Below are 24807 nucleotides of genomic sequence, written 5' to 3' on the forward strand. Positions count from 1 at the left end.
GTCTCAATGTGCTTTTTGCACGAGCAAGGCCGTCAAACCACTAGACAAGATTCCTAACAGCCAGAAGGCAAAAAAACCTACTGTATAGACACCGGTTTCATGCATTTGCAGGCGTTGATCCAGTACGATCAATTCCAGAGGATCAACCAGGCTGAAGAACAAACCTGTTGCCGCAGATGCCATCAAAAAAGCGGGCCACAAGACGATCATTAACATAGAGCGTAATTGTGGTTTGTGTTCCTTCGTCGTGTTATTGTCCAAATCTTGTCCCCTTCTAGTGGTTGTCCGGCCTCAGGTAAGCAAGCTTTCAGGGATTACCCTCATTTTGCTGCATTCAGTTGCACCGGTTTTTGTCCTGGATCAAACCAGTCGCCGGTCAAACGCCAGTCTGTGGTTTCCAGTTTGATGTGGAACAATTTCACAGCACCTTGATCGGTATTGGGCATCAGCTTCAAGTCGCCTTCATAATGACCAGGCGCAATCTGTTTCATCGGCAGGCGACGTATGACTTCACTGACCGAATTGCCTCCTGCTGCGGCATTGGCAATGCTGAGTTGCAGGCTTTCTGGCAGCTTGCCCTTGCCACTCAGTTGCAGGCTGATTTTGCCATTGGCAAAGTCGGCATTGATATAGGCATTGAGTTGCAACTCCCTGGCTTTGGCGTCGCGCTGTATGTCTTTATTGATCATCAAGCCTTGCTTGTAGTAATCCTCAGCGACGACCTTGTCGGCGCCGTGCATGGCGATGTAACCCGTGTACAGACTGGCGCATACCACGGTGGCCGGACCACCGACCACCAGTAGCAACCAGGGCTCCTTGTACCAGGCGTCGCGCCTGGATTTTGGGGGCATCAAACTGGCTTCCATTTTATTCTCCTATCGTGGAACGATGAACACGGCTTTTTCTGTCACGGCCACTTCTGGCGAGGCGATATCCTTGATGATGAAACGTATGCGATTAGAGCCGCTACCCAGTACATTGGCCGGTACTCTGACCCGCACAGGGAAAGCCTTGGTGCTCGCTGAACCAACTTCCATATCCCTTGAATTCACTATCATTGCGCCCGCCGCTCCCTGCACTTCCACGCTGAAACGCCGTGGCGACTCCTGGGTATTCATGACTTGCAGGCGGTAGACATTTTCTATCGCACCAGTTTCCGTGACTTTGGGCATTCCTCTGTCCTTGAGTACATCCACTTTCAAGGGTGTATGCAAGGCCAGTGAAACCGCCGACATGACAATAATCATACCCAGCAAACCGCCATAGATCAGGGTGCGCATGCGGAATACTCTTTTCCACATGGCTTTATCGTCCAGTTTTTTAGTCAGCGCATGCTCAGTGGTATAGCGTATCAAGCCACGCGCATAACCCATCTTGTCCATGACCTGATCACAGCCGTCAATACAGGCACCGCAAGCTATGCATTCATATTGCAAGCCTTCACGGATATCAATACCCGTTGGACAAACCTGCACGCAAATTCCGCAGTCGACACAATCGCCCAGGCCCTGAGATTTGTAATCGATTTTCTTGTTGCGGGAACCGCGTGGGTCACCACGTGCCGTGTCATAAGTGACGATCAGCGTATCCTTGTCAAACATGGCACTCTGGAAGCGTGCATAAGGGCACATGTATTTGCAAACCTGTTCACGCATCCAGCCTGCATTGCCGTAAGTGGCAAAGCCATAGAACAGGAACCAGAATGTTTCCCAAGGCCCCAACGTAAAATCGCCCACTGAGATCGCCAGTTCATGGATGGGCGTGAAGTAGCCAACAAAGGTGAATCCCGTCCACAATGCCAATGCTATCCAGATAAAGTGCTTGAGAAATTTAAGTGTGAATTTATGCGCCGACATGGGCGAGGCATCCAGCTTGATCCTGGCATTACGCTCGCCTTCTATCCTGGCTTCTATCCAGAGGAAAATTTCGGTATAGACCGTTTGCGGACAGGCATAACCGCAAAACACCCGGCCCGCAATCGCTGTAAACAAGAACAGGCTCAAAGCAGAAATCACTAGCAAAATGGCCAGGTAAATAAAATCCTGAGGCCACAGGACCAGGCCAAAAATATAAAACTTGCGTGCTACCAAATCAAACAGCACAGCTTGCCTGTCGTTCCAGTTCAACCAGGCTGTGCCATAAAACAAAGCCTGTGTAAAAAACACCAGCACCCAGCGCCAGGAAGAAAACCAGCCTGTTTGTGTACGCGGATAAATTTTTCTGCGTTCTTCAAAAAGCGCCAATTCTGCTTCTTGTATAGGCACCGGGATTATGGGTATGTGCTTCATCGTGATTCTATTTTTCCTGGTTAAGCAAAAAGGCTGCACCTCTCAAGGCAGGCGGGGCATGCTGTATGATCATTTCTGATTGACTATTTGCCCGATGCTGCTTCAGAGGCGCTGACAGCAATTTGTTTGACTGCACTGATATCGGCGTCACTGGCCTGGGCAGAACTATTCGACAAACTCCAGACATAGGCAGCCAGCAAATGTATTTTGCCCTCAGTCAAAATCGCTTTGTGGGCTGGCATCTGGTTATTGCGACCCTTGTTGATGGTTTCCATCACGGTCTCTATACCACCGCCGTACAGCCAGATTTTGTCCGTCAGATTTGGGGCACCCAGGGCTTGGTTACCCTTACCATCTCCGCCATGACAGGCGGCACAGGCTGCAAATTTGGATTTTCCTATTGCAGCCTTGATAGGGTCATGTGCAGAATTTGACAGGCTGAGTACATAGTTGGCGACGTTCCTGACATCATCATCCGTACCCAGTGCAGCACCCATGGGTGGCATCTGGCCATGACGACCTTCACGGATGGTGGTCAATATAGTCTGCGGATCACCACCATACAGCCAGTCACTATCAGTCAGGTTGGGATAGCCTTTACCACCTTGCGCGTCAGAGCCGTGACATTGTGAGCAAGTATTGAGGAACAGGCGCTGACCGATTTCATGCGCTTGCGGATCTTTGGCAATCGCCTTGATATCCATGGCCAGGTATTTATTGAAGATGGGCCCATATTGCGCTTCGCCATCCTTCATTTCCTTTTCATAGGCGCCCTTTTGGCTCCAGCCAAATGTGCCCTGCCATTTACCAAAGCCAGGATAAACTATCAGATAGCCCACGCTATACACCACAGTCAGGTAAAACAACCACATCCACCATTTGGGCAAAGGGTTGTTTTGCTCCATCAAGTCACCGTCCCAGACATGGCCAGTGGTTTCTACAGGCAAGGGCTTGCCGTCACTGCCGACTTTCACCTTGACCTTGGATTGCGACCACAACAGCAAGACACAGGCCAGCATGGACAAGGCGGTGGCAATAGCGATGCCGGTACTCCACCATTCATTAAAAAAGTCTGCCATGGCTATTTTCCATTCTCATTATCAATTGGCAAGCGCGCCATTTTTTCGAATTTTTCCTTATTCCCGGCACTGAATGCCCAGTAAAGAATGCCAAGGAATACGACGAGGCTGATGACCGTCACGACGCTGCTGATTATTGTGAAATTCATGTTATTTCTCCCCGAAAGACTGAGCCGCTCTGGACTCAGTCTTTCCTATATCAATTCTTGTTCTTGATTGCAGTACCCAACACTTGCAAATAGGCGATCACCGCATCCAGCTCAGTCTTGTTGGCCAATTCAGACGGGCCTGCCTTGATTTGCTCTTCTGTATAAGGCACACCCAGGGTTTTCATGGCTTTGAGCTTGGGAGTGATTTCATCAGGAACCAGCTGGGTCTTGCCCAGCCATGGGTAGGCTGGCATATTGGACTCGACCACGACGGAACGTGGATCCGTCAAATGATCCTTGTGCCAGGAATCGCTATAGCGACCGCCTACACGCGCCAGGTCAGGCCCGGTGCGCTTGCTGCCCCATTGGAAGGGATGGTCATAGATGGATTCTCCAGCCACCGAATAATGGCCATAGCGTTCTGTTTCAGCCCTGAAGGGACGGATCATCTGCGAGTGGCAGCCATAACAGCCTTCCCGCAAATAGATATCGCGCCCCGCCAATTGCAAGGCAGAATATGGCAGCATGCCCTGCACCGGTTGGGTGGTTGATTTTTGGAAGAACAGGGGCACGATCTCCACCAGGCCGCCAACACTGATCGTCAGTATCACCAGGACCAGCAACAAGCCCACATTTCGCTCAATCAGATCATGAGTAAAATTACGCATCAAATTTCTCCTTTGATTTCTCTGATTTATGCATGCGCTGCAGCAGCAGGCAGTGCAGGAATTGTGTTGTTCACAGGTTTGGCTGACATCAGCGTTTTGGCAACGTTATAGGCCATGACCAGCATGCCACTGAGATACAGCAAACCACCTGTCATGCGTATCACGTAGTAGGGATAAGTGGCTTTCACACTCTCGACAAAAGAGTAGGTCAAGGTGCCGTCTTCATTCACTGCACGCCACATCAAACCTTGCATGACACCGGCAATCCACATGGAGGCGATGTACAAGACAACACCGATAGTCGCTACCCAGAAATGCACTTCAATAAGACGTTTGCTATACATCTGCGTCTGGCCAAACAGGCGCGGGATCAGGTAATACAGGCTGCCTATAGTGATGAAACCCACCCAGCCCAGCGCACCGGAGTGCACGTGACCAACAGTCCAGTCTGTGTAGTGCGACAAGGCATTCACCGTCTTGATCGCCATCATCGGTCCCTCAAAGGTCGACATGCCATAGAAAGACAGGGACACGATGAGAAAGCGCAGGATAGGGTCAGAGCGCAGCTTGCTCCAGGCACCGGACAAGGTCATGATGCCGTTGACCATGCCACCCCAGGAAGGAGCCAGCAAAATCAGCGAGAACAGCATGCCTATGGATTGCGCCCAGTCAGGCAAGGCTGTGTAATGCAAGTGGTGCGGACCCGCCCACATATAAGTGAAGATCAGCGCCCAGAAGTGGACGATGGACAGGCGATAAGAATAGACGGGACGTTCGATTTGCTTGGGTATGAAGTAATACATCATGCCCAGAAAACCCGCAGTCAGGAAAAAGCCCACTGCATTATGGCCATACCACCATTGCACCATCGCATCCTGCACACCAGAATAGGCAGAATAAGACTTCATGAAAGATACCGGGATAGCAGCGCTATTGACGATATGTAAAACTGCCACGGCAATAATGAAAGCGCCGAAGAACCAGTTGGCCACATAAATATGCTCCACCTTGCGCTTCATCAGCGTGCCAAAAAACACGATGGCAAAAGCTACCCAGACCACCGCGATCAACAGATCGATAGGCCATTCCAGTTCGGCATATTCTTTACCCTGGGTATACCCCATAGGCAAACTGATGGCAGCAGCAACAATCACCAACTGCCAGCCCCAGAAGGTGAATTCGGCTAGACCGTCAGAAAACAGACGCACATTCGAAGTGCGCTGAACGACATAATAGGAAGTGGCAAACAAGGCACAGCCACCAAAGGCAAAGATCACGGCATTGGTATGCAAGGGACGCAAGCGACCATAGCTCAGCCATGGTATTCCCCCCAGAAATTCCGGCCAGGCAAGCTGGGTTGCTATCACCACGCCTACCAGCATGCCGACGATTCCCCACACCACTGCCATGACAGAAAATTGCCGTACAACCCTATAGTTGTATGTGTTTTCTTTAGTTATTGTCATGATCTCACTCTGTTGTAAAAGTACACAGCAAGAATAACAATCAGGTCGCCGGTGACATTGATACACATCAAATATTGCCGGATTCAAAGACGATTACATGCAATAAGCAAAATCCTCAATTTTTTGACAAAAAAAAAGACACTCAGAGAGTGTCTTTTTCCAACCGCAAATTGAACTGGTTTATGGTGCGGCAGTAACCGGTGCTGTAACGGCAGCTTTATTTACCGTGACTTTTGCTCTTTGCTTTAATAATTCAAGATAAGCATACAGATTTTGAGCAGATTGCATACTGGTCAATTGCTGCGCCTCGGAAGCACGACGCTTTTCGTCCGGTGTGCCAGCAGTGACTTTGCCTATGCGGAAAATGACATAGCCAGCAGAACCCAGGTGCGTGCCAACAAAGGCTGGCAATTTCTGCGTATCAGCACGCATCAAATCAACCAAAGCTGCACTAGGAATGTCCTGGTTTTTCAAACGGGATACCATCTTGGCTTCGGTAAATCCTGCTGTTGAATCAGCTGCCTTCAAGGCTGCCAGCTTGGCTATGCCTTCTTTTTCTGCCAGCGCGGCTGCTTCTGTAGCGGTCACTTGTGCAAGTATTGCCGCTTTGACTTCTTCAAACGGACGCTTCGCTGCAGGTTTGTATTCAAGAATACGGCCAGCAATACGCGTGTTCGGAGCAATCTCTACCGCTTCTGTATTGTGCTTTTTCTTGATCACGTCATCAGAGAAAATTGCTTTCAGAAATTTGGAGTTAGTTGCTTCGGCAGCACCCTGCGCACCAGGTTTGCTGTTGCGTGTCAAACCATTCGCTACCTGTATCTTCAGTTTGAGTTTTTCAGCGACAGGTTTCAGGCTATCGGCTTGCTCATACAGGAGATTACCAAAAGTTTCAGCCGCTTCTGTATAAGCTTTGCCAGCCTTTTGTTTTTTGATCTCAGCGGCGATCTGCGTTTTTACTTCGTCCAAAGCTTTCACTGTGGCAGGCTTGATCGCAGTCACGGTAATGATATGAAAGCCATAGTCAGATTGCACCAGCTCACTGATTTCACCTTGCTTGAGCTTGTACGCACTTTCTTCAAACTGTGGAACCATCGCGCCACGTCCAAAGAAATCCAGATCACCGCCTTTTTCCTTGGAACCCGGATCTTCAGAGTTTTCCTTGGCGAGCTTGGCGAAATCTTCTGGTTTTTTCTTCAGCTGCGCCAGAATGCCAGCAGCCTTGGCTTTTGCCTTTTCCTTGTCAGCAGCACTGGCATCCTTGCCAGCGGTGATCAAAATATGGCTGGCACGACGCTGCTCTTCTGTTGTATAGATTTTTTCATTTGCCTTATAGTAGGCTTGAATATCGGCGTCCGACACTGTCGTTTGCTCAGCCAATACATCACTATTCAAAACTACGTATTCAGCATTGATTTGTTCAGGGATTTCAAACTGCGCCGTATTTTTTTCGTAATAGGCCTTGAGCATTTCGTCTGTAACTTTAACGCGTGCAGCAAAGTCTTCAGGTTTGTACATCAACATTTGTACTTCGCGCTCTTGCTCATTGATAGCAGACAAGCGATCCGCTACTGTTTTTGAAACAAAGGCACTCGCCTGAACAGGACTCAGCAATTGCTGGACGATCAAATCCTGGCGCAAACGCTGTTCATACATGGTAGGCGTCAAGCCCTGTATGGACAGCAGGCGATTGTATTCTGCATTATCAAAATGACCGTCAGCCTTGACCAGACCTGGTGTTTGAGAAATATTGTCTCGCAAAGTAATATCTGCAATTGCCAGCTTCTTCACCGCAACCTCGCCAGCCATTGCCTTGCGCGCAATTAAGTCATCCAAAATACTTTGTCTTGCTTCCGCAGTATTGAGCATTTTCGCATCAAATTGCGGACCATATGCCTGGCGCATACGATCTAGCTGATCACGTAATGCCTGATCAAATTCAGCCTGCGAGATAGGAACACCTGCAACTTTTGCAATGCCCTCCTCTTTGCCTATAGACCGCAAAGCGTCAGTGTTGCCGAACAAAACAAAGGACGGCAAGATAAGAACAGCTAACAAAATTTGCATTAAGCGCTGATGGGTACGAATAAATTCAAACATGTTCAACCAATCACGTGGCTAAGTATCACAATAACAATTTGACGAATACAAAAAAAGGCGAACTTTCGTTCGCCTTTTCGATTTTCTGGCGGAGCGGACGGGGCTCGAACCCGCGACCCCCGGCGTGACAGGCCGGTATTCTAACCAACTGAACTACCACTCCTTTTTTTACTGCCTAACTTTATTTTGTCTGATTTTTGGTGGGCGCTGAGAGGCTCGAACTCCCGACCTAAGCCTTGTAAGGGCTCCGCTCTACCAACTGAGCTAAGCGCCCCACGCATACAAACAAATTCCGCGACTCAGTCACCGAGCCACGAAAGAGCGCTAGTTTACCGCATCTTTCAAAGCTTTGCCAGCTTTAAATTTTGGAGCCCAGGCAGCCTTGATCTTGATAGGTTCGCCAGTTTTAGGATTACGACCTGGCCTGGCTGCACGTTTCGCTACCGAGAAAGTGCCAAAGCCAACCAGTGTTACGGTACCTTTTTTCTTCAATGTGGTCTTTACCGCGCCGATCACTGCATCCAGCGCACGCGACGAAGCCGCTTTAGAAATATCCGCTGTCTTCGCAATATGATCGATCAACTCAGTCTTATTCACTTATAGCCCCCTCACAAAAATTTGAATTTCGCGATGATGTATTCGATTATTTTATTGGTCGTGCATCTATCACGGCAAGCAGGAAATCTGCATCCGGTATTAGAGCAAGCCGCAAAGCCTTGTGTCAAGCGGTTTGCATGCTTTCTGTAGAAACTTAAAAAATTTCAGCAATTATCCAGATTTGCTTATTCATTTTTCTTACAGCTTGCTGAATTTTGTCAGAAAAAACCTGCCATAAATCTGCAAGGAATCTGGAATTACAGCATTGCGTAAAAGAAAATCCATGCTCAGTTCTGTCATCTATTTCTATGGCATTTTCTTCAGCTCGCGACAAATGCCGCCCAAGCTCGCCCACCAGATTTCCTGGTCTCTGGCATACTATGACAAATATTGATTAATAGATTGATTAATAGCAGGCTGGATTTTCCACTCGAATGTGACAAATCAAGGTCATCATCTAACCGGGCTGTGCCGAACTGGTCTGCAAACTCAGCACCCCGAGCGTAAATTAACCATCATCACATAATGAAGAATTTTGACGTAGCAATTGTAGGTAGTGGACTGGCTGGCTTATCCGTCGCCTTACATCTGGCGCAAACACGCAAAGTCGCGATTATTTCCAAACGTGAATTACTGGATGGAGCCAGTAATTGGGCACAAGGTGGCATAGCCGCCGTACTCGATTCCCACGATAGCCATGAACAACATATTTCCGACACGCTGATTGCAGGTGGCGGCCTGTGTGATGAAGGTGCTACCCGTTACATCATAGAACATGGGCGCGAAGCCATAGACTGGCTGATAGAACAAGGCGTGCCGTTTACCCGCGATGAAGAGGCGGAGCTGGGTTTTCATTTGACACGCGAAGGTGGCCACAGCCAGCGCCGTATCATCCATGCAGCCGATGCGACTGGCCATGCGGTGCAAGTCACACTGGAACAAAAAGTACGCAACCATCCCAATATTAGCCTGTTTGAACATCACTATGCGATTGATGTGATTACCTCGGCCAAACTGGGGGACAATTCCCCCACCCCTCATTGCCTGGGCCTGTATGTGCAGGACGTAAAAAGCGGCAAGGTCCATACCTTTGCCGCGCAACATACGGTGATGGCAACGGGTGGTGCTGGCAAGGTCTATCTGTACACCACCAATCCAGATACTGCCACCGGCGACGGCATCGCCATGGCCTGGCGTGCTGGTTGCAGGGTCAGTAATATGGAATTTATCCAGTTCCACCCTACTTGCCTGTACCATCCCTTTGCCAAATCTTTTTTGATCACCGAGGCAGTGCGCGGCGAAGGCGGCATCTTGAAATTACCTGCCGAAGCTGGTGCATCAGGGGGCAAGCGCTTCATGACAAATCATGACGCGCGCATGGAGTTGGCACCACGCGATGTAGTGGCCCGCGCCATCGACTTTGAAATGAAAAAACGCGGCCTAGATTTTGTCGAACTTGATATCAGCCATCAACCACCAGAATTTTTGAAAGAGCACTTCCCCACCATCTATGCGCGCTGCCTGGAATTGGGTATAGATATCACCAAGCAAGCCATACCTGTGGTGCCAGCAGTGCACTTCACTTGCGGTGGCATCGTCACTGATACCGATGGCCGCACCGACTTGCCTGGTCTGTATGCCGTGGGTGAAACTGCCTACACTGGCCTGCATGGTGCCAATCGTCTGGCCAGCAATTCCCTGCTCGAATGCCTGGTGGTTGGTCGTGCTACAGCCAAGCATATAGAAGCGCAGGAACGTGCCAGCGTCATTGCCTTGCCAGACTGGGATGAAAGCCGCGTCTCGGATGCGGATGAAGAAGTCGTCATCGCCAATAACTGGGATGAATTGCGCCGCTTCATGTGGAATTATGTAGGTATAGTGCGCACCACCAAACGCCTTGAACGCGCCAAACACCGCATCCGTTTATTGAAGGAAGAGATAGACGAATACTATGCCAACTTCCGCATCTCGAATAATTTACTGGAGTTGCGTAATCTGGTTGAAGTGGCCTCCCTGATCGTCAACAGCGCCTTATCCCGCCGTGAAAGCCGTGGCTTGCATTTCAGCCGCGACTATCCCGACACTTTACCCAAAGCATTGCCTACTGTGTTATCACCAAAACGCAAAAAATAAATCTTTTGCTGACAGCGATGTGGAAGCTGTCAGCATTGAGGCAGCTCCTGGATAGCAGTCGGCCTGGATCTTGGCGTATTTTCTGCACGGCAGGCCGCAGCGACGAACCCAATTGCGGCTTTACGTGCTGACCGTTGATGCGAGATAATCGGCCGCGCTGACGAACGGCTTAATTGCTCGCCTCTGATTATTTCTACAACGGCTACGTCAACTTTTTCATTGACATCACCATATACTATTCACCATCCCATCTCAAGAGATATAACTTTGCTTATTATCCCTTGTCAGAAACTCCTGCTCTAACCCGTTACAATTCTTTTGCGTGCAGGCAAACCAACTTACCTCATTGAACGCGCATTTACCGCCAAGATTATCTTTCAAGAAACTGCAATTTTCAAATTCGCAGTTAATAAACCTGACGCCAGAAAATCCAGTTCCTAGAAAAGTGCAATTTAAAAATTTCACATCAACGAAGATCGCAGTATTGAATAATCCCCAATACCACTCACAATCTGTAAAGCAACATGCCAGAAAAGTCGAAGTGAAGTTACCACCTTCAATTTGCATACCTGCAAATTCGCAATACCGAAAAATATGTTCATCCAGACTGCCTGCTTGCTTCAGCCCGGATGAAAAATCTTGATTTTCGAATAGCATGTATCTGTTTGCGACGTCGCTTAAACTATCCGCAAAGAATAATCCGTCGCCTTGATATCCTTGGTCAGGCTGCCTATGGATATCCTGTCCACACCAGTCTCGGCAATTGCTCTCACCGATGCATGGTCTATACCGCCAGAGGCTTCCAGCAAGGCTCGGCCAGCGGTGATGGCCACTGCTTCGCGCATCATGGTGATGTTGAAGTTGTCCAGCAAAATTGAAGTCGCACCAGCATTCAGTGCAGTCTGCAATTGGTCCAGGGTTTCCACCTCTATTTGTATAGTCACACCAGCATTCAGGCTCAGGGCTTTTTGCATGGCTTCAGCCACGCCACCTGCTGCTGCGATATGGTTTTCCTTGATAAGGATGCCATCGTACAAGGCCAGGCGCTGGTTCATGCCACCGCCTACACGCACCGCATATTTTTGTGCCAGGCGCATGCCAGGCAAGGTTTTGCGGGTGTCGAGTATTGCGGCTTTTGTGCCAGCAATGATGGCGACATATTTGCTGGTGGCTGTAGCCACTGCAGATAATAATTGCAGGAAATTCAGCGCGGCACGTTCGGCTGTCAGCAAGGCCCGGGCTGGTGCCTTGATTTTGCAGACGACGGTGTTTGCCTTCATCCGTTCACCCTCGGCATATTGCCAGTCTACTTCTATGCTTGCATCCAGTGCTGTCATCACGGCGTCAAACCATGGAGCACCACACAGAACAGCATCTTCACGCACGATGACTTGTGCCTGCACGACTTCATCGGCAGGCACCAGCAAGCCTGTCAGGTCAGCAGCGCCGACATCTTCGGCCAGCGCATCGCTGATATTACGTTCAAATGCTTTTTGTAAATCTGCATCAAAAGGGAAATGCGTATTCTTTAAATTACCAGACATGTCCAGATAACCTCAGTGTAATTGTATGGGGCTTGCGCAGCATTCAGGCCGGGCCTATGCCGGAGAACAATTTGGCTTCTTTAGCCAGATCACCGGATGGACGTACATTGGCTTTTTTGGCCGCAGCGAAATCCAGCATGCGGTCTATGCAAACCTTGGCTTTTTGCCCTACTGCCGGGTCAACCTGAATTTCATTATTGCCGTTCTCAAGTACCTGCATCAGATTGCGCAAGCCATTCATCGCCATCCAGGGGCAATGTGCACAGCTCTTGCAAGTCGCGCTATTACCCGCTGTTGGAGCAACGATGAAACGCTTGGTTGGTGCTGCCATTTGCATTTTGTGCAGGATGCCATTGTCAGTGGCGACGATGAACTCATCTGCATCCAGCGTCTGTGCTGCAAGGATCATTTGCGAAGTCGAACCGACCACATCGGCCAGTGCGACGACAGCAGCCGGGGACTCAGGATGAACCAGGATTTTGGCATGAGGATACTCTGCCTTGAGCACATCCAGCTCTATGCCCTTGAATTCATCATGCACCAGGCAGGAACCCTGCCACAGCAACATGTCTGCACCTGTCTGCTTCTGGATATAACCACCCAGATGTTTATCCGGGGCCCAGAGTATTTTTTTGCCTTGTGCATGCAGGTGAGCAACGATGTCCAGGCCTATGCTGGAGGTCACCATCCAGTCAGCACGCGCCTTGACGGCTGCGCTGGTATTGGCATAGACGACGACGGTGCGGTCGGGATGGGCATCGCAGAACGCCGCAAACTCATCTGCCGGGCAACCCAGGTCCAGCGAGCAGGTCGCATCCAGGTCGGGCATTAAAATGGTTTTTTCGGGGCTTAGTATTTTGGCGGTTTCGCCCATGAATTTCACTCCGGCGACGACCAGAGTCTTGGCGGGATGATCTCGGCCAAACCTTGCCATTTCCAGCGAGTCAGAAACGCAGCCACCGGTTTCTTCTGCCAGGTCCTGCAATTCGGCATCGACATAATAATGTGCTACCAGTACAGCCTGCTTTTCTTTCAAGAGCTGGCGTATTCTGGCTTTAAGCTCCAGTTTTTCCATCGCTGAAGGCGCATCCGGGATGCGTGCCCACGCATTAGCGGTACAACTACTGCCCACTTCCATCTGTGGGAGTTCAAATTCGACAACTTTGGTTTCCATATAGCCCTACATATCTGGAGTGCATAGAGTACACATGCAGGCATGCACTCTGATGACAAGAAATATTTGGCAGGCATGGGGTTGCCAGATTTACATCCAGCATCACCCCAACCTGCAGTCTCTACTGCATTTCAGGCCATAGTATACGCTGTTACCAGATATTTACCCGGGTCGTCATTGGACGCAGAGGTGAACGCTCCCCCTTGCACTGGAAAGCATCAGAAAATTCCGTCATATTTGCCAATGGCGCAATGACACGGTATTTGTCTGGTGAGTGAGGGTCAGTTGCCAGTTTCATACGCAACATCTCATCACGGATAAGACTGCGGAAGCTTTGCGCATTGGCGACAAAGAAGCGCTGATCAACCGTCAAGCCATCAATTTCCTTGGCCTGGGGCTTGCGCTCCAGTGATTTGTGCAGCGCTTGCAGGGCTATCTTCATACCACCCAGATCGGCAATATTTTCACCCGCAGTCAGCTTGCCGTTGATGTGCAATTTATCGATAGGATTGAATTCGTCAAACTGCTTTTCTATGGCTTTGACACGGACCAGGAATTTTTTCTCATCTGATTTGGTCCACCAGCTTTTCAGATTGCCTTCGGCATCATATTGACGGCCTTCATCATCAAAGGCATGGGTCAGTTCATGACCAATTGTTGCACCGGTATTGCCGTAGTTGGCCGCCGGATCCGCGTTCACATGATATAGAGGCGGTTGCAGTATGCCTGCCGGGAACACCATTTCATTCATGGTGGGGTTGTAGTAGGCATTCACGGTTTGTGGCGTCATACCCCATTCATTCCTGTCTATGGGTTTGCCCAGCTTGGCCAGATTGCGCTTGAATTCAAACTCAGCGGCGCGTGCCATGTTCGCTGCATAAGGGCCAGTATCGATTTGCAGGCTGCTGTAATCACGCCAGACATCGGGGTAACCAATTTTTACCAGGATAGTGTCGAGTTTTTTATAAGCTTGTTGCTTGGTGGTATCCGACATCCATTCCAGCTTGCCTATACTTTCACGCATGGCCAGTTTGATGTTATCCACCATTTCCAGCACACCGGCTTTGGCTTCAGGGCCAAAGAATTTGGCGACATACAGCTCACCCATGGCTTCACCTGCCATGGCATCGATAGAGCCCAGGACGCGCTTCCAGCGTGGTTGCAATTCCTTGGTGCCTGCCAGTGTTTTGCCATAGAAATCAAAGTTGGCATTAACAAAGGCAGAGCTCAAATCCCTGGCACGTGCGTTGGCCAGTTGCCAGCGCAAATATGTCTTCCATTGATCGAGGCTGACGGCATTGAGCATGCGCCCTGCTTCTGCAATGAACTTGGGATGAGCAAGATTGAATTGACCAGGTTGCGCCAGGCCCAGCTCACTAAAATAAGTCGCCCAGGCAGTTTTATTGTCTGTCTTTTGCAAGGCATTCAAATCAGACAAGTGGTAACTGGCTTGCGGGTCGCGCAATTCCACCTTGGTCAAGGATGCCTTGGCCAAGCGTGTCTCCAGTGTCATGACCACTGCAGCATTTTGTTTTGCCTGGTCTGGTGCATCACCGAGCAAAGTAAAAATTTGAGTGACATAGGCGACATACTTGTCACGAATATCCTTGGTCTTGGCATCAGTCTTCAAATAATAATCGCGGTCAGGCAAGCCCAGGCCACCCTGCATGATTTGCGGGATGTAACGCGTAGTATTTTTAGCGTCCTGATCTACTGCAAAACCAAATAAGGGTGAGACGCCTTGCTTGTGCAAGCTGGCAATCACGGCCAACAACTGCGTACTATCCTTGATGCCACTGATTTGCGCGAACTGTGGTTCCAGCGGTTTGATACCTTCTTTTTCTATCTGCGCTTCATTCATGCCGCTGGCATAAAACGCCCCTACCAGTTGCGCTGCCTTGCTCTTGCCATCACCTTTTGCTGCCGTCTCAGCTAGCAGTTTTAATGCAGCCAGATTTCGTTCAGTCACTTCATCGTAGGCGCTGTAACGCGCACGATCTGAAGGAATGGGATTCGCTTTCAACCATTCGCCGTTTGAATACTGAAAGAAGTCTGTACAGGGGTCGGCTTTTTTATCCATGGTCATGGATTCCAGCACCAGTTGATTTGATGTCGCTGTTTGCGCCATCACTGCATTGCCCATGCATGCCAGGCCAACCAAACTGGCCAGCAGGCTGCGTTTGAAGATATTTTTTGTTTGCATTTTTTATTTCCCTGTTTTTTTAAATTTATTGTGGCAATACCTGCACCGCTATACCTGAATATTGTCCGGGTGAGCGATACACTCTTTGCGTGGCTTTCTGGAAATCTTCAGGATTAGCTTTAGGAATATCCATGAATTTTTGTGGGTTCAAATCCACCAGCGGGAACCAGCTGCTTTGCACTTGCACCATGATGCGATGACCACGGCGGAAGGTGTGCTGGATATCCGGCATGTTATAGCTGATGGCTGCTACTTTGCCTGGCACGAAGGGCTCGGGGGTTTCAAAGCTATTGCGGAATTTGCCGCGCAAAGGCTCGCCCCTGACCAGTTGCTGGTAACCTGCCATGGCAACGGAAGGCGGCTGCACGTCAGTGCCACGCGCCTGCGCTGCCGGTTTTTCCGGGTAAGTCGATGGGTATACATCGATCAGTTTGACGACCCAATCCGCGTCCGTGCCTGAAGTAGACACAAATAATTTGGGATTAACCGGCCCAACAATGGTCACATCTTCTGCCAGTGGCTCTGTCTGGTAGACCAATACATCTGGGCGTGTAGAGGCAAAGCGCTGGTCGGAGACGACATATTCGCGCGGCACACCTGTAGAGGTGTAAGAAATAAAAGGTACTGGTTTTTTAGGGTCGCTGACGTACTCATCAAAAGTATTGAATTCTGTCTGCGGTTCTTTCCAGCTCAGGCTGCCATCATTGCCAAAATACAGCGTACGCTTTTGTGCCTGCTGTGGCGGCCAGCTAGTATATTCACGCCAGACATTGGTACCCGTTTCAAACACGGTCACTTCCGGCAAGGCCTTGCCAGTTGCCCCTTTCAAATGCTGTTCAAAGAAAGGAAAAACAATATTCTTGCGATAGTAATCACCGGTCTTGCTATCAAAGCTGACATTGCCTATGGACTTGCCCTCGGCACCAGCCCAGCCTCCGTGCGACCAAGGCCCCATGACCAGGCCATTGTAATAGCCCTTATTATTGTTTTTGATACTGTGATAGGTTGTGAATGGGCCTTGCGGGTCTTCAGCATCATACCAGCCGCCTACGGTCAGCACAGCCGCCTTGATGTTTTTCAAATGGGCAGCAATATTCCGGCTCTTCCAGAAATCATCATAAGTACTATGCTCTATTGTCGGCATCAGTACTTCACGCTGCTTGTCTGACAGCTGTGCCGTAATATTTTTCAAGCTCATATGCTTGAGAAAATACTGGTAGCCATCCGAAGTGCCAAAATCAAACTCTTCCCAGCGCTTAGGCAAGGTGGTGGGATTTTTTTCCAGAGTAAAATTGGAAAAAAATCCAAAATTGGCGGCCAGCATGAAGGCCCCGCCGTGATAGGAATCGTCCCCCATGAATAAATCAGTCACTGGTGCCTGGGGTGATGCTGCCTTGATCGCCGGATGAGAATCAATGATGCTGGCCGAGGTATAAAAGCCGGGGTAAGAAATTCCCCAGATGCCGACTTTGCCATTATTGCCTTTGACGTTTTTCAATAGCCATTCTACGGTGTCATACATGTCCTGGCTTTCCACGCCCTCGCCTGACCGCCTGTTCGCCTTGATATGCGGCGTCATTTCTTGCCAGGTGCCTTCAGACATATAGCGGCCGCGTACGTCCTGCTTCACGAAAATGTAGCCGCTTTGATCAAACTCCTTTGATGGTCCCAAGTATTGAGGGTAAAAATCCACGCCATAGTGCGACTCCCCACCATCGTGGACGCCACTGCCATAAGGGGAGCGGCTCATCAGGAAAGGGTAAGACTTACTGCCATCCTTGGGAACGTACACAATCGTGAACAAGCGTGTGCCATCACGCATGGGGATTTGGTATTCGTACTTGGTGTATTGTTCGCGTATGGTCGGTTTCGCAGGCTCAGGAGCATCCGCCATGGCCGCTTCAGCAGCGTGGACGGGCAGGCTTACCATTAGGGCAAGAGCGCATAAGGCTGCACATTTTTTCATCATGAATTTCATCATTTCCTTTTTTATAAGACTGCCAGACTAAGTCCATAGGTTTTGCTACGCAAATGGGTCAGCAGCGCCTGCCTCGCCATTGATAAAGAGTGAAATTATCCAGATAAGTTTCCAGATTTCGACCTAAACTGATAAATCCCAGTCAAGTAAAGAACTCGTTGCCGGATTATCATGAAACCATACAAAATATTTGCCGTCATGTTGTTCCTGTTTACATTAAGCACTTCCAGCACCGCCGTATTTGCACGCCCCCATGGATACCGTACTCACTCCAGGGTCAGCATAGGTGTGGCCATCCCGCCACTTTATTTTCACTATGGCAACAGGTATGGCTATGCTGCCAGTTATTATCCTTATGATTACTCCTGGCGCTATTACCCCAGTGTCGTCATTGCCCCCAGCGTGACTTATACCGTCCCAGTGACCAGTACAAGCAATACTGTCTATGTTGATACTTACCAGCAAGGCTATGTAGAAGACAATAATAATGCCAGTCAGAACTACCCTCGCCAGCAAAGCACAACTGGCAGAGATTGGCTGTACTGTCACCAGCCTGACGGGTTTTATCCGGCAATTAAAGCCTGCCCCGGCGGTTGGCAACGCGTCCCAGCCCAAAGCCGCTGATCCCGAGTCAACTCCATGTAATTCTTATTCATTCCAGATACAAAAAGGGTGCAATTATTTCACTAATTGCACCCTTTTTAATACTTTACGGAAAGAATTTATTTTGACAATACATTCCGTATAGTCGCCGCCAGTTCTTCAGCAACAAATTTGGCCACATAGGCATCTGCACCTACGGTTTTGATATGATCTTCATTGGTTGCGCCGGACAAAGATGAATGTATCACCACAGGCAAGAATTTGAACCTGTCATCCTGCTTGATCTTGCGTGTCAGGGTAAAGCCATCCATTTCGGGCATTTCCAGATCCGTCAGCACCATCGCCACCTTGTCGCGCACGCCCTTGCCTTCTGCCTGCGCTGCCGCTGCCAGTGATTGCAGCTTTTCCCAGGCTTCCTTACCCGTCTTTGTCATGATGTACTGTGCCCCCATGGCAGTCAGGGCTTGCTCTATCAAGCCACGGGCCACCGCAGAGTCATCTGCTGCCAGAATGGATGCTCCGGCTTGCATTTTGAGTTTGGCACCTATGGTTTCAGGATCGACATCCTTGGTGTCTGAAGGGGTGATTTGACGCAAAATCTGCTCAACGTCAAGTACCTGGGCCAGGCGTGTATCTTCAGTATCGCCGTCCAGACGGGCAATACTGGTGACCATTCCTCCGGCGGCACTGTTTTCAGCGGACAAGACCTGACTCCAGTCAAGGCGCACGATTTCTTCCACCGATTCGACCGCAAAACCCTGAGTAGTACGCGCATATTCAGTGACCAGCATGATATTCAAGCCGGTCTTGGGTTTGAGCCCAACCACAGAGGGCAGATCAATGACAGGAATAATCTGCCCACGCAAATTCACCACCCCCAGCATATGAGGCATTGCGCCAGCCATGCCGGTAATGGTGGGCATGGCCACTATCTCTCGCACCTTGAAAACATTGATGCCAAACAATTCTGACCTGTCACTGTTTCCATCGGTCCCCAAACGGAAAAGCAATAACTCAAACTTGTTGGACGCAGTCAGGTTGGTACGTTCGTCGACTTCTTGCTGTACGGAACTCATGTCTGTTTTCCTCATAGTGATGGAACAGGATTACACCATTATCCTACTGTTTTACTGCAACACAATTACTTTATAACACGGTAGCAAGGGGTATAAGCTTTACCGGGTAATTTCATGCGATTTTGAGCAACAAAAGATGCCAGCAAGGTATCCATTGATGCCATTATTTCACTATCGCCGCGAATTTCAAAATGTCCATGCTTTTCTATGGCCCGTATGCCCTGGTTTTTCACGTTGCCAGCGACCACACCGGAAAAGGCACGGCGCAGGTTGGCTGCCAGCAAGTGGGTTTCCTGATTCTTATGCAAAGCCAGGTTACGCATGTTTTCGTGGTTAGGTTCAAAAGGCTTCTGGAATTCTGCATCTATCTTCAATAACCAGTTGAAATAATAGGCATCCCCCTTGGCTTTGCGGAATTCTCGCACTTTTTTGATGCCTGCATGCACTTCCTGCGCCACCCTGACTGGGTCATTGACGATGATTTGATAACTCTGCTGCGCCTTTGGCCCCAGGGTAAAGCCAATAAACTGGTCTATCTGGCGGAAATAATCAGCCGCGCCCTCTGGTCCAGTGAAAATCAGCGGGAAAGGCAGATCAGCATTGTCTGGGTGCAGCAAAATGCCCAACAGATAAAGAATCTCTTCCGCCGTACCAGCGCCACCTGGGAAGACAATCACGGCATGGCCCATGCGTACAAAGGCTTCCAGGCGCTTTTCTATGTCTGGCAGGATAACCAGGTCATTGACGATGGGATTAGGCGCTTCAGCCGCAATAATGCCTGGCTCAGTAATACCGAGGTAGCGACCAGTCGTAATCCTTTGCTTGGCATGGCCTATGGTGGCCCCCTTCATCGGACCTTTCATGGCACCAGGGCCGCAACCCGTGCAGATATCCATGCCACGCAAACCCAGTTGATAGCCTACATGCTTGGTGTAATCGTATTCATCACTGGAGATGGAATGGCCACCCCAGCACACCACCATATTGGGATTGACTTGCGGCTTGAGCAAATTGGCATTGCGCATGACGTGGAATACAGCATCACTGATGCCTTCAGTGGTGTTCAAATCAAACTTGCGATCATCTTCGATAGCCGCCTTGATGAACAAGATGTCGCGCAAGACCGCAAACAAATGTTCTTGTATGCCCTTGATCATGACGCCATCTACAAAGGCACTGGCAGGTGCGCCCTTGACATCAAGCTTGATACCACGCTCACGCTGGATGATGCTGATGTCAAAGCCCTTGTACCGCTCCAGCAATTCCTTGCCGTCGTCAAGACCACTGCCGCAATTCAAGACAGCCAATGCGCAACTGCGAAACACCTGGTACAGGCCGCCATGACTATTGTCCAGCAACTGAGCAACCTCGGCCTTGGACAAAACTTCCATACGGCCTTCTGGTGAAATTTGTGTATCGATGACTTCGAATTCCATAACTGCTTTTTCGCTCCTGAAAAATGATCTTTGGCCTGCTGCTGACCCATGGCCATACTGTACTTCCATTATGCATGCAATTTATTCTGTGGATTGCAGCTGTGGCATTATTTTCTGCATTTGTATTGTGAAGAATGGCAAATTGCACCCTTCTGCAAATACTGGATTTTAAGCCCGAGAAAAAATATTTCTATAAATGATTGTAACTATGGCGTCGGCCATGTACAATTCGCCTCCTTCAGACGCGGGGTGGAGCAGTCTGGCAGCTCGTCGGGCTCATAACCCGAAGGTCGTAGGTTCAAATCCTGCCCCCGCAACCAAAGTTTTTGTTCTGGTGCTTTTCGCACAAATTTACCGAGCACAATTATCTTCTCTGGCAAGTGCTTGCCAGAGATTATTATTGTCGCCATTTGTACAAACATCGCCACTACCAACTACCTATACACTGATGAAAGACAACAAAGATCACGCCACCCTGGAATTGCCCGGCTTCGGCGCACCTGCATCTTTATTGCCTGACGTCAGAAAACCAGTCAAGCCAGCACAGCGTCAGCGCGGCAAAAAACAAGAGCAGCTAGAGTTGCTCGACACTCTGGGGCCAACTGACCGCACCGGCCTGCCAGCCTGGATACAGGATGAAAATACTGATTTGACCGGTCTACCGGTCTGGCGCTAAGCTAAACCAGACCCCGGGCTTCATACCCTACACAAATGTTCAAACCCTGACCATGGCCTTGATGACCGGCCATTGTCTGCGTGAGATAGGCAAGCGCTCGGTACAGCCAGTGACGATGACTTGCCAGGACTCAGATACTTTTTCCTGACTGCTCTCGGCATCCACGACTTGCACCGCCCTTTCCACACCATGAATGGCTACGCGTGCAACCAGGGCATTTCTATGTACCCTGACCAACAAATCTCCTAGTTCCAGCTCTATCGAAGTCAAGGACTCTTCCAGCAAATATTCACGCTGTGCAGTATGCAGCGTCACATATTTTTGCTCAGCCTTCAGGAAGAGCACATCTGTGACTGGCACCAGTAAAATCCGCCCCCTCTCCAACACAGAAAAGTGCTTACGCCTGACGCCGGTAGCATCTGTGGCGATGGTGTCAGGCAGGCGATGTTCCAGTCGCAGTTTTTCACAGGCGCGCGTCACCGCGTCCACCAGGCGGCTGGCCCTGACTGGTTTCATCAAATAATCCAGGGCATGGACTTCGAAAGCCTTGACAGCAAATTCATCATAGGCCGTGACAAAAATAATCGCCGGTGTGGCCAAATGCGCCTGGTGATGCGCAAGATGCTGCGCCAGCTCTATGCCATTCATGCCAGGCATCTGCACGTCCAACAAGATAATATCCGGACGCAGGCTAGCGATTTGCTCCAGTGCCTGCATGGCATTCTCCGCCTCACCAACCAGTGTCACTGCACATTCAGCCTGAACATCAGTCAGTAGCGTCTTCAGCCTTATTCTTGCAGGTGCTTCATCATCAACGATCAGTATTCTTGGTGTCATCATCTTTTAGCCGGGAACTGCAATTTAACCTCAAAGGAGGTGCCTACTACGCCATATTGTATGTGCGCTTCAATATCATAAAGCAAACTTAGTCGCTGACGTATATTTTCCAAAGCCATCTGATTACCAGAAACCATACTGGCTTGCTCATGATATGGGTTGCAAATACGGATTTCGACCTTGTCCAGCTGACGCTTTAACTCTACCGTAATGGTAGCCGCATGCACTGAAGGCTCTACGCCATAATGCACCGCATTCTCGAGCAGGGGTTGCAATAGCAAGGATGGGATTTCTATCTCATTCAACTCGCTGGCCGAAATTTTCTCCTTATTCCAGACCACTTGCAAGCGCTCCCCCAGACGTATTTTCTCTATCGCCAGATACTGTTCGCATAGGCGTATTTCATCCTGCAAGCTGGTGACATTGCGCGTGTCGCGCATCAAAACCCGGAATAAATCAGCCAGGTCCTCCAGCACCATTTCTGCCCTGCGTGGCTCTGTGCGTATCAGGGACAAGGCAGTATTGAGGCTATTGAACAAAAAATGCGGGCGTATCCTCGCCTGCAAGGCTTGCAGTCTGGCCTCTCCCAATGCCGGTGAAAAAGCCCTGGTACGCAATTCAAAATATTGCTGACATACCAGCCCCAGGATGCCTGCAGAGGCCACCACAAAAAAAGGATTAAGTCTGGGAAATCCAGCCTCAAACCAGTCTTGCCTGCGCAAATACAAGATGACCAGGCTGGCTACCGCCGTTGGTAACATGCAACATAGTGAGCGCTGGAACCAGCCCGACATGGGAAAACGCATGGCCAGCCTGCGCGTGCCACATAAGAGCATCAGAGATAACAGGCATATGGACTCCAATACCATCGCGCTTTCCAGGAAATTCTGCAAGACCAGTCGCCACTCGTCACCACGCGACCACAGTGCCAGCAAACCGAGTACATTGACGCTGATCAGGATGCGTGAAAACACGCCCAGATTGCAGCAATCCGGTATCAATGGCTCGCTGATACTGTCTTTTTTATCTTTATTCATGCCTGCACTATCTTTATGGTTAAGGGCCTGGATGAGCCTTTGATATTCAATTCACGCTAGGCGGCTTCGAAATCTGGGATAATCAAGGAAATTCTCTCGCAAATGCAGCCAATATGGCAACAATTCACTATGACATCACAATTCAATAAAAAAAGCGAGGCATGGTCTGCCCGTTTCTCTGAACCTGTTTCTGATCTGGTCAAGCGCTACACTGCCTCGGTTTTCTTCGACAATCGCATGGCTGCCTTTGATATTCAAGGCTCCCTGGCTCATGCTGAAATGCTGCAGGCACAAAACATTATCACAGCCCAGGATTATGTCGACATACAACGTGGCATGACGCAAATCAAGTCTGAAATCGACAGTGGCAAGTTTGTATGGTTGCTGGATCTGGAAGATGTGCATCTGAATATAGAAAAACGCCTGACCGAGCTGGTAGGTGATGCTGGCAAACGCCTGCACACTGGCCGCTCACGCAATGACCAGGTTGCCACTGATATACGTTTGTACATGCGTAGTGCCATCGACAATATCCTCGGCTTGCTGCAAGACTTCCGCCTGGCCCTGCTGGATCTGGCAGAAAAAAATGCTGACACCATCCTGCCCGGCTTTACCCATATGCAAGTGGCCCAGCCTATCACCTTTGGCCACCATGTTCTTGCCTATGTAGAAATGTTTGGCCGCGATGCAGAACGCATGCAGGATTGCCGCAAGCGCGTTAACCGCCTGCCACTTGGTGCAGCTGCTCTGGCTGGCACCACCTTCCCGATCGACCGTGAACGTGTCGCCAGGACTTTAGGCTTTGACGAGGTTTGCTATAACTCCCTCGATGCTGTCTCTGACCGCGACTTTGCCATTGAATTCTGTGCTGCCGCTGCACTGGTGATGACGCATATCTCGCGCATGTCAGAAGAACTGGTGATCTGGATGAGCCCGCGTGTCGGCTTCATCGATATCGCTGACCGCTTTTGCACAGGCTCTTCCATCATGCCGCAAAAGAAAAACCCTGACGTACCAGAACTGGCGCGTGGCAAGACTGGCCGCGTGAATGGTCATCTGATTGCGCTCTTGACCCTGATGAAAGGCCAGCCACTGGCTTACAACAAGGATAATCAGGAAGATAAAGAACCCTTGTTTGATACAGTGGACACCGTTATCGACACCCTGCGTATTTTTGCCGACATGGCCGGCGGTATTACGGTCAAACCAGAAGCCATGCGTGCCGCTGCCTTGCAGGGTTATGCAACAGCGACCGATCTGGCTGATTACCTGGTCAAGAAAGGCTTGCCTTTCCGCGATGCCCATGAAGCCGTGGCACTGGCAGTACGCACTTGCGTCGACAAGGCTTGCGACCTCAGTGATATGTCGCTGGAAGAATTGCGTGCTTTCTCCAGCCTCATCAATGAAGACGTGTTCCATGTCCTGACACTGGAAGGCTCAGTTGCCGCTCGCGACCACATCGGTGGCACAGCACCAAATCAGGTTAAAGCAGCGATTGCCCGCTTGCGCAAGCAACTGCAATAACACCACAAACAACAGTTTTCGCCTGAGTCAAGGTATCATGCCAGTCCACTTGCAATAGCAGGTGCTGGCATGTTTTCATTCGTCAGCACTACATTCCCAGATCTTGAAATCACAGACTTAAGTAGTACTACTTAAGTAATCAATATTGCATCGCAGCATGGCGTTTTATTGCTGCTGGGGTTGCGAGCCCATACAATCCTCCGTGACAATAAATATCTAATAAATTTTGCAGCCTGCTT

23 protein-coding genes and 3 tRNA genes are annotated in these 24807 nt (G+C 49.8%); 5 read left to right on the forward strand and 21 right to left on the reverse strand.

The features are described 5' to 3' along the window. Nucleotides 1–3: 3 nt before the first annotated feature. The 12 genes from ACO0LF_RS12625 to ACO0LF_RS12680 form a co-directional block, all read right to left on the reverse strand. On the reverse strand, nt 4–261 hold the full coding sequence (locus ACO0LF_RS12625) for a hypothetical protein (protein ID WP_423014423.1): 258 nt from the start codon (nt 259–261) through the stop codon (nt 4–6). Between the two features lie 59 nt (nt 262–320). Further along, complete coding sequence (locus tag ACO0LF_RS12630; RefSeq protein ID WP_423014424.1) at nt 321–866, reverse strand: FixH family protein; 546 nt, start codon at nt 864–866, stop codon at nt 321–323. A 9-nt stretch (nt 867–875) separates the two neighbouring features. After that, nucleotides 876–2288, reverse strand: a complete 1413-nt coding sequence (ccoG, locus tag ACO0LF_RS12635) for a cytochrome c oxidase accessory protein CcoG (protein WP_423014425.1) — start codon at nt 2286–2288, stop codon at nt 876–878. 83 nt (nt 2289–2371) lie between these two features. Continuing rightward, a complete protein-coding gene (gene ccoP / locus ACO0LF_RS12640) occupies nt 2372–3367 on the reverse strand; it encodes a cytochrome-c oxidase, cbb3-type subunit III (RefSeq protein WP_423014426.1) in 996 nt (331 codons plus the stop codon). Between the two features lie 2 nt (nt 3368–3369). Further along, the gene (locus ACO0LF_RS12645; RefSeq protein ID WP_423014427.1) at nt 3370–3516 is read right to left on the reverse strand and encodes a cbb3-type cytochrome oxidase subunit 3; all 147 of its coding nucleotides are present in this window, start codon (nt 3514–3516) and stop codon (nt 3370–3372) included. Nucleotides 3517–3566: 50 nt separating this feature from the next. Next, nucleotides 3567–4184 carry a cytochrome-c oxidase, cbb3-type subunit II gene (gene ccoO, locus ACO0LF_RS12650; RefSeq protein ID WP_423014428.1) on the reverse strand — a complete coding sequence of 206 codons (618 nt, stop codon included), beginning with the start codon at nt 4182–4184 and terminating at the stop codon, nt 3567–3569. A 26-nt stretch (nt 4185–4210) separates the two neighbouring features. Then, entirely contained in the window at nt 4211–5650 is a 1440-nt protein-coding gene (gene ccoN, locus ACO0LF_RS12655) for a cytochrome-c oxidase, cbb3-type subunit I (RefSeq protein WP_423014429.1), read from the reverse strand. A 180-nt stretch (nt 5651–5830) separates the two neighbouring features. Continuing rightward, nucleotides 5831–7750, reverse strand: coding sequence for a SurA N-terminal domain-containing protein (locus ACO0LF_RS12660; RefSeq protein WP_423014430.1), 1920 nt, complete (start codon nt 7748–7750; stop codon nt 5831–5833). Nucleotides 7751–7836: 86 nt separating this feature from the next. Further along, nucleotides 7837–7913 (reverse strand) — tRNA-Asp (locus ACO0LF_RS12665). Between the two features lie 35 nt (nt 7914–7948). Continuing rightward, nucleotides 7949–8024: transfer RNA gene (locus ACO0LF_RS12670), tRNA-Val, on the reverse strand. A gap of 50 nt (nt 8025–8074) precedes the next feature. Then, entirely contained in the window at nt 8075–8347 is a 273-nt protein-coding gene (locus ACO0LF_RS12675; RefSeq protein WP_423004025.1) for an HU family DNA-binding protein, read from the reverse strand. A 154-nt stretch (nt 8348–8501) separates the two neighbouring features. Continuing rightward, on the reverse strand, nt 8502–8702 hold the full coding sequence (locus tag ACO0LF_RS12680) for a hypothetical protein (RefSeq protein WP_423014431.1): 201 nt from the start codon (nt 8700–8702) through the stop codon (nt 8502–8504). Between the two features lie 170 nt (nt 8703–8872). Here ACO0LF_RS12680 and nadB point away from each other — a divergent pair, with 170 nt between their 5' ends. Next, nucleotides 8873–10480, forward strand: a complete 1608-nt coding sequence (gene nadB / locus ACO0LF_RS12685) for an L-aspartate oxidase (RefSeq protein ID WP_423014432.1) — start codon at nt 8873–8875, stop codon at nt 10478–10480. A 252-nt stretch (nt 10481–10732) separates the two neighbouring features. On the opposite strand, the gene ACO0LF_RS12690 is transcribed toward nadB, so the two are convergent. The 5 genes from ACO0LF_RS12690 to ACO0LF_RS12710 all read right to left on the reverse strand — a co-directional run bounded on the left by ACO0LF_RS12690 (nt 10733) and on the right by ACO0LF_RS12710 (nt 17370). Then, nucleotides 10733–11137, reverse strand: a complete 405-nt coding sequence (locus tag ACO0LF_RS12690) for a pentapeptide repeat-containing protein (protein ID WP_423014433.1) — start codon at nt 11135–11137, stop codon at nt 10733–10735. A 20-nt stretch (nt 11138–11157) separates the two neighbouring features. After that, on the reverse strand, nt 11158–12024 hold the full coding sequence (gene nadC / locus ACO0LF_RS12695; protein WP_423014434.1) for a carboxylating nicotinate-nucleotide diphosphorylase: 867 nt from the start codon (nt 12022–12024) through the stop codon (nt 11158–11160). Nucleotides 12025–12067: 43 nt separating this feature from the next. Next, nucleotides 12068–13198 (reverse strand): quinolinate synthase NadA, encoded by a 1131-nt coding sequence (gene nadA, locus ACO0LF_RS12700; protein WP_423014435.1) that lies wholly within the window; start codon nt 13196–13198, stop codon nt 12068–12070. A 151-nt stretch (nt 13199–13349) separates the two neighbouring features. Continuing rightward, on the reverse strand, nt 13350–15401 hold the full coding sequence (locus ACO0LF_RS12705; protein WP_423014436.1) for a M13 family metallopeptidase: 2052 nt from the start codon (nt 15399–15401) through the stop codon (nt 13350–13352). A 25-nt stretch (nt 15402–15426) separates the two neighbouring features. After that, nucleotides 15427–17370 (reverse strand): CocE/NonD family hydrolase, encoded by a 1944-nt coding sequence (locus tag ACO0LF_RS12710; RefSeq protein ID WP_423014437.1) that lies wholly within the window; start codon nt 17368–17370, stop codon nt 15427–15429. 180 nt (nt 17371–17550) lie between these two features. Between ACO0LF_RS12710 and ACO0LF_RS12715 the strand changes: the two genes are divergently transcribed. After that, nucleotides 17551–18003 carry a hypothetical protein gene (locus ACO0LF_RS12715; RefSeq protein ID WP_423014438.1) on the forward strand — a complete coding sequence of 151 codons (453 nt, stop codon included), beginning with the start codon at nt 17551–17553 and terminating at the stop codon, nt 18001–18003. Between the two features lie 98 nt (nt 18004–18101). On the opposite strand, the gene ACO0LF_RS12720 is transcribed toward ACO0LF_RS12715, so the two are convergent. Next, nucleotides 18102–19058, reverse strand: coding sequence for a chemotaxis protein (locus ACO0LF_RS12720; RefSeq protein ID WP_423014439.1), 957 nt, complete (start codon nt 19056–19058; stop codon nt 18102–18104). A gap of 65 nt (nt 19059–19123) precedes the next feature. Continuing rightward, nucleotides 19124–20494, reverse strand: coding sequence for a nucleotide 5'-monophosphate nucleosidase PpnN (gene ppnN, locus ACO0LF_RS12725; protein ID WP_423014440.1), 1371 nt, complete (start codon nt 20492–20494; stop codon nt 19124–19126). A gap of 243 nt (nt 20495–20737) precedes the next feature. Here ppnN and ACO0LF_RS12730 point away from each other — a divergent pair. Then, a tRNA-Met gene (locus tag ACO0LF_RS12730) sits at nt 20738–20814 on the forward strand. A gap of 80 nt (nt 20815–20894) precedes the next feature. After that, the gene (locus tag ACO0LF_RS12735; protein ID WP_423014441.1) at nt 20895–21170 is read left to right on the forward strand and encodes a hypothetical protein; all 276 of its coding nucleotides are present in this window, start codon (nt 20895–20897) and stop codon (nt 21168–21170) included. A 39-nt stretch (nt 21171–21209) separates the two neighbouring features. Here ACO0LF_RS12735 and ACO0LF_RS12740 read toward each other — a convergent pair whose 3' ends face one another. Beyond that, a complete protein-coding gene (locus tag ACO0LF_RS12740; RefSeq protein WP_423014442.1) occupies nt 21210–22010 on the reverse strand; it encodes a LytR/AlgR family response regulator transcription factor in 801 nt (266 codons plus the stop codon). Beyond that, nucleotides 22007–23044: a sensor histidine kinase gene (locus tag ACO0LF_RS12745; protein ID WP_423014443.1), complete on the reverse strand. Its 1038-nt coding sequence runs from the start codon at nt 23042–23044 to the stop codon at nt 22007–22009. The genes ACO0LF_RS12740 and ACO0LF_RS12745 overlap by 4 nt, the downstream gene beginning before the upstream one ends. A 129-nt stretch (nt 23045–23173) precedes the next feature. On the opposite strand from ACO0LF_RS12745, the gene argH reads away from it, so the two are divergent. Further along, nucleotides 23174–24568, forward strand: a complete 1395-nt coding sequence (argH, locus tag ACO0LF_RS12750; protein WP_423014444.1) for an argininosuccinate lyase — start codon at nt 23174–23176, stop codon at nt 24566–24568. Nucleotides 24569–24807 lie beyond the last annotated feature (239 nt).

It is taken from the genome of Undibacterium sp. Di27W (assembly GCF_049340345.1).
In the GTDB taxonomy this organism is placed as follows: Bacteria; Pseudomonadota; Gammaproteobacteria; order Burkholderiales; family Burkholderiaceae_D; genus Undibacterium.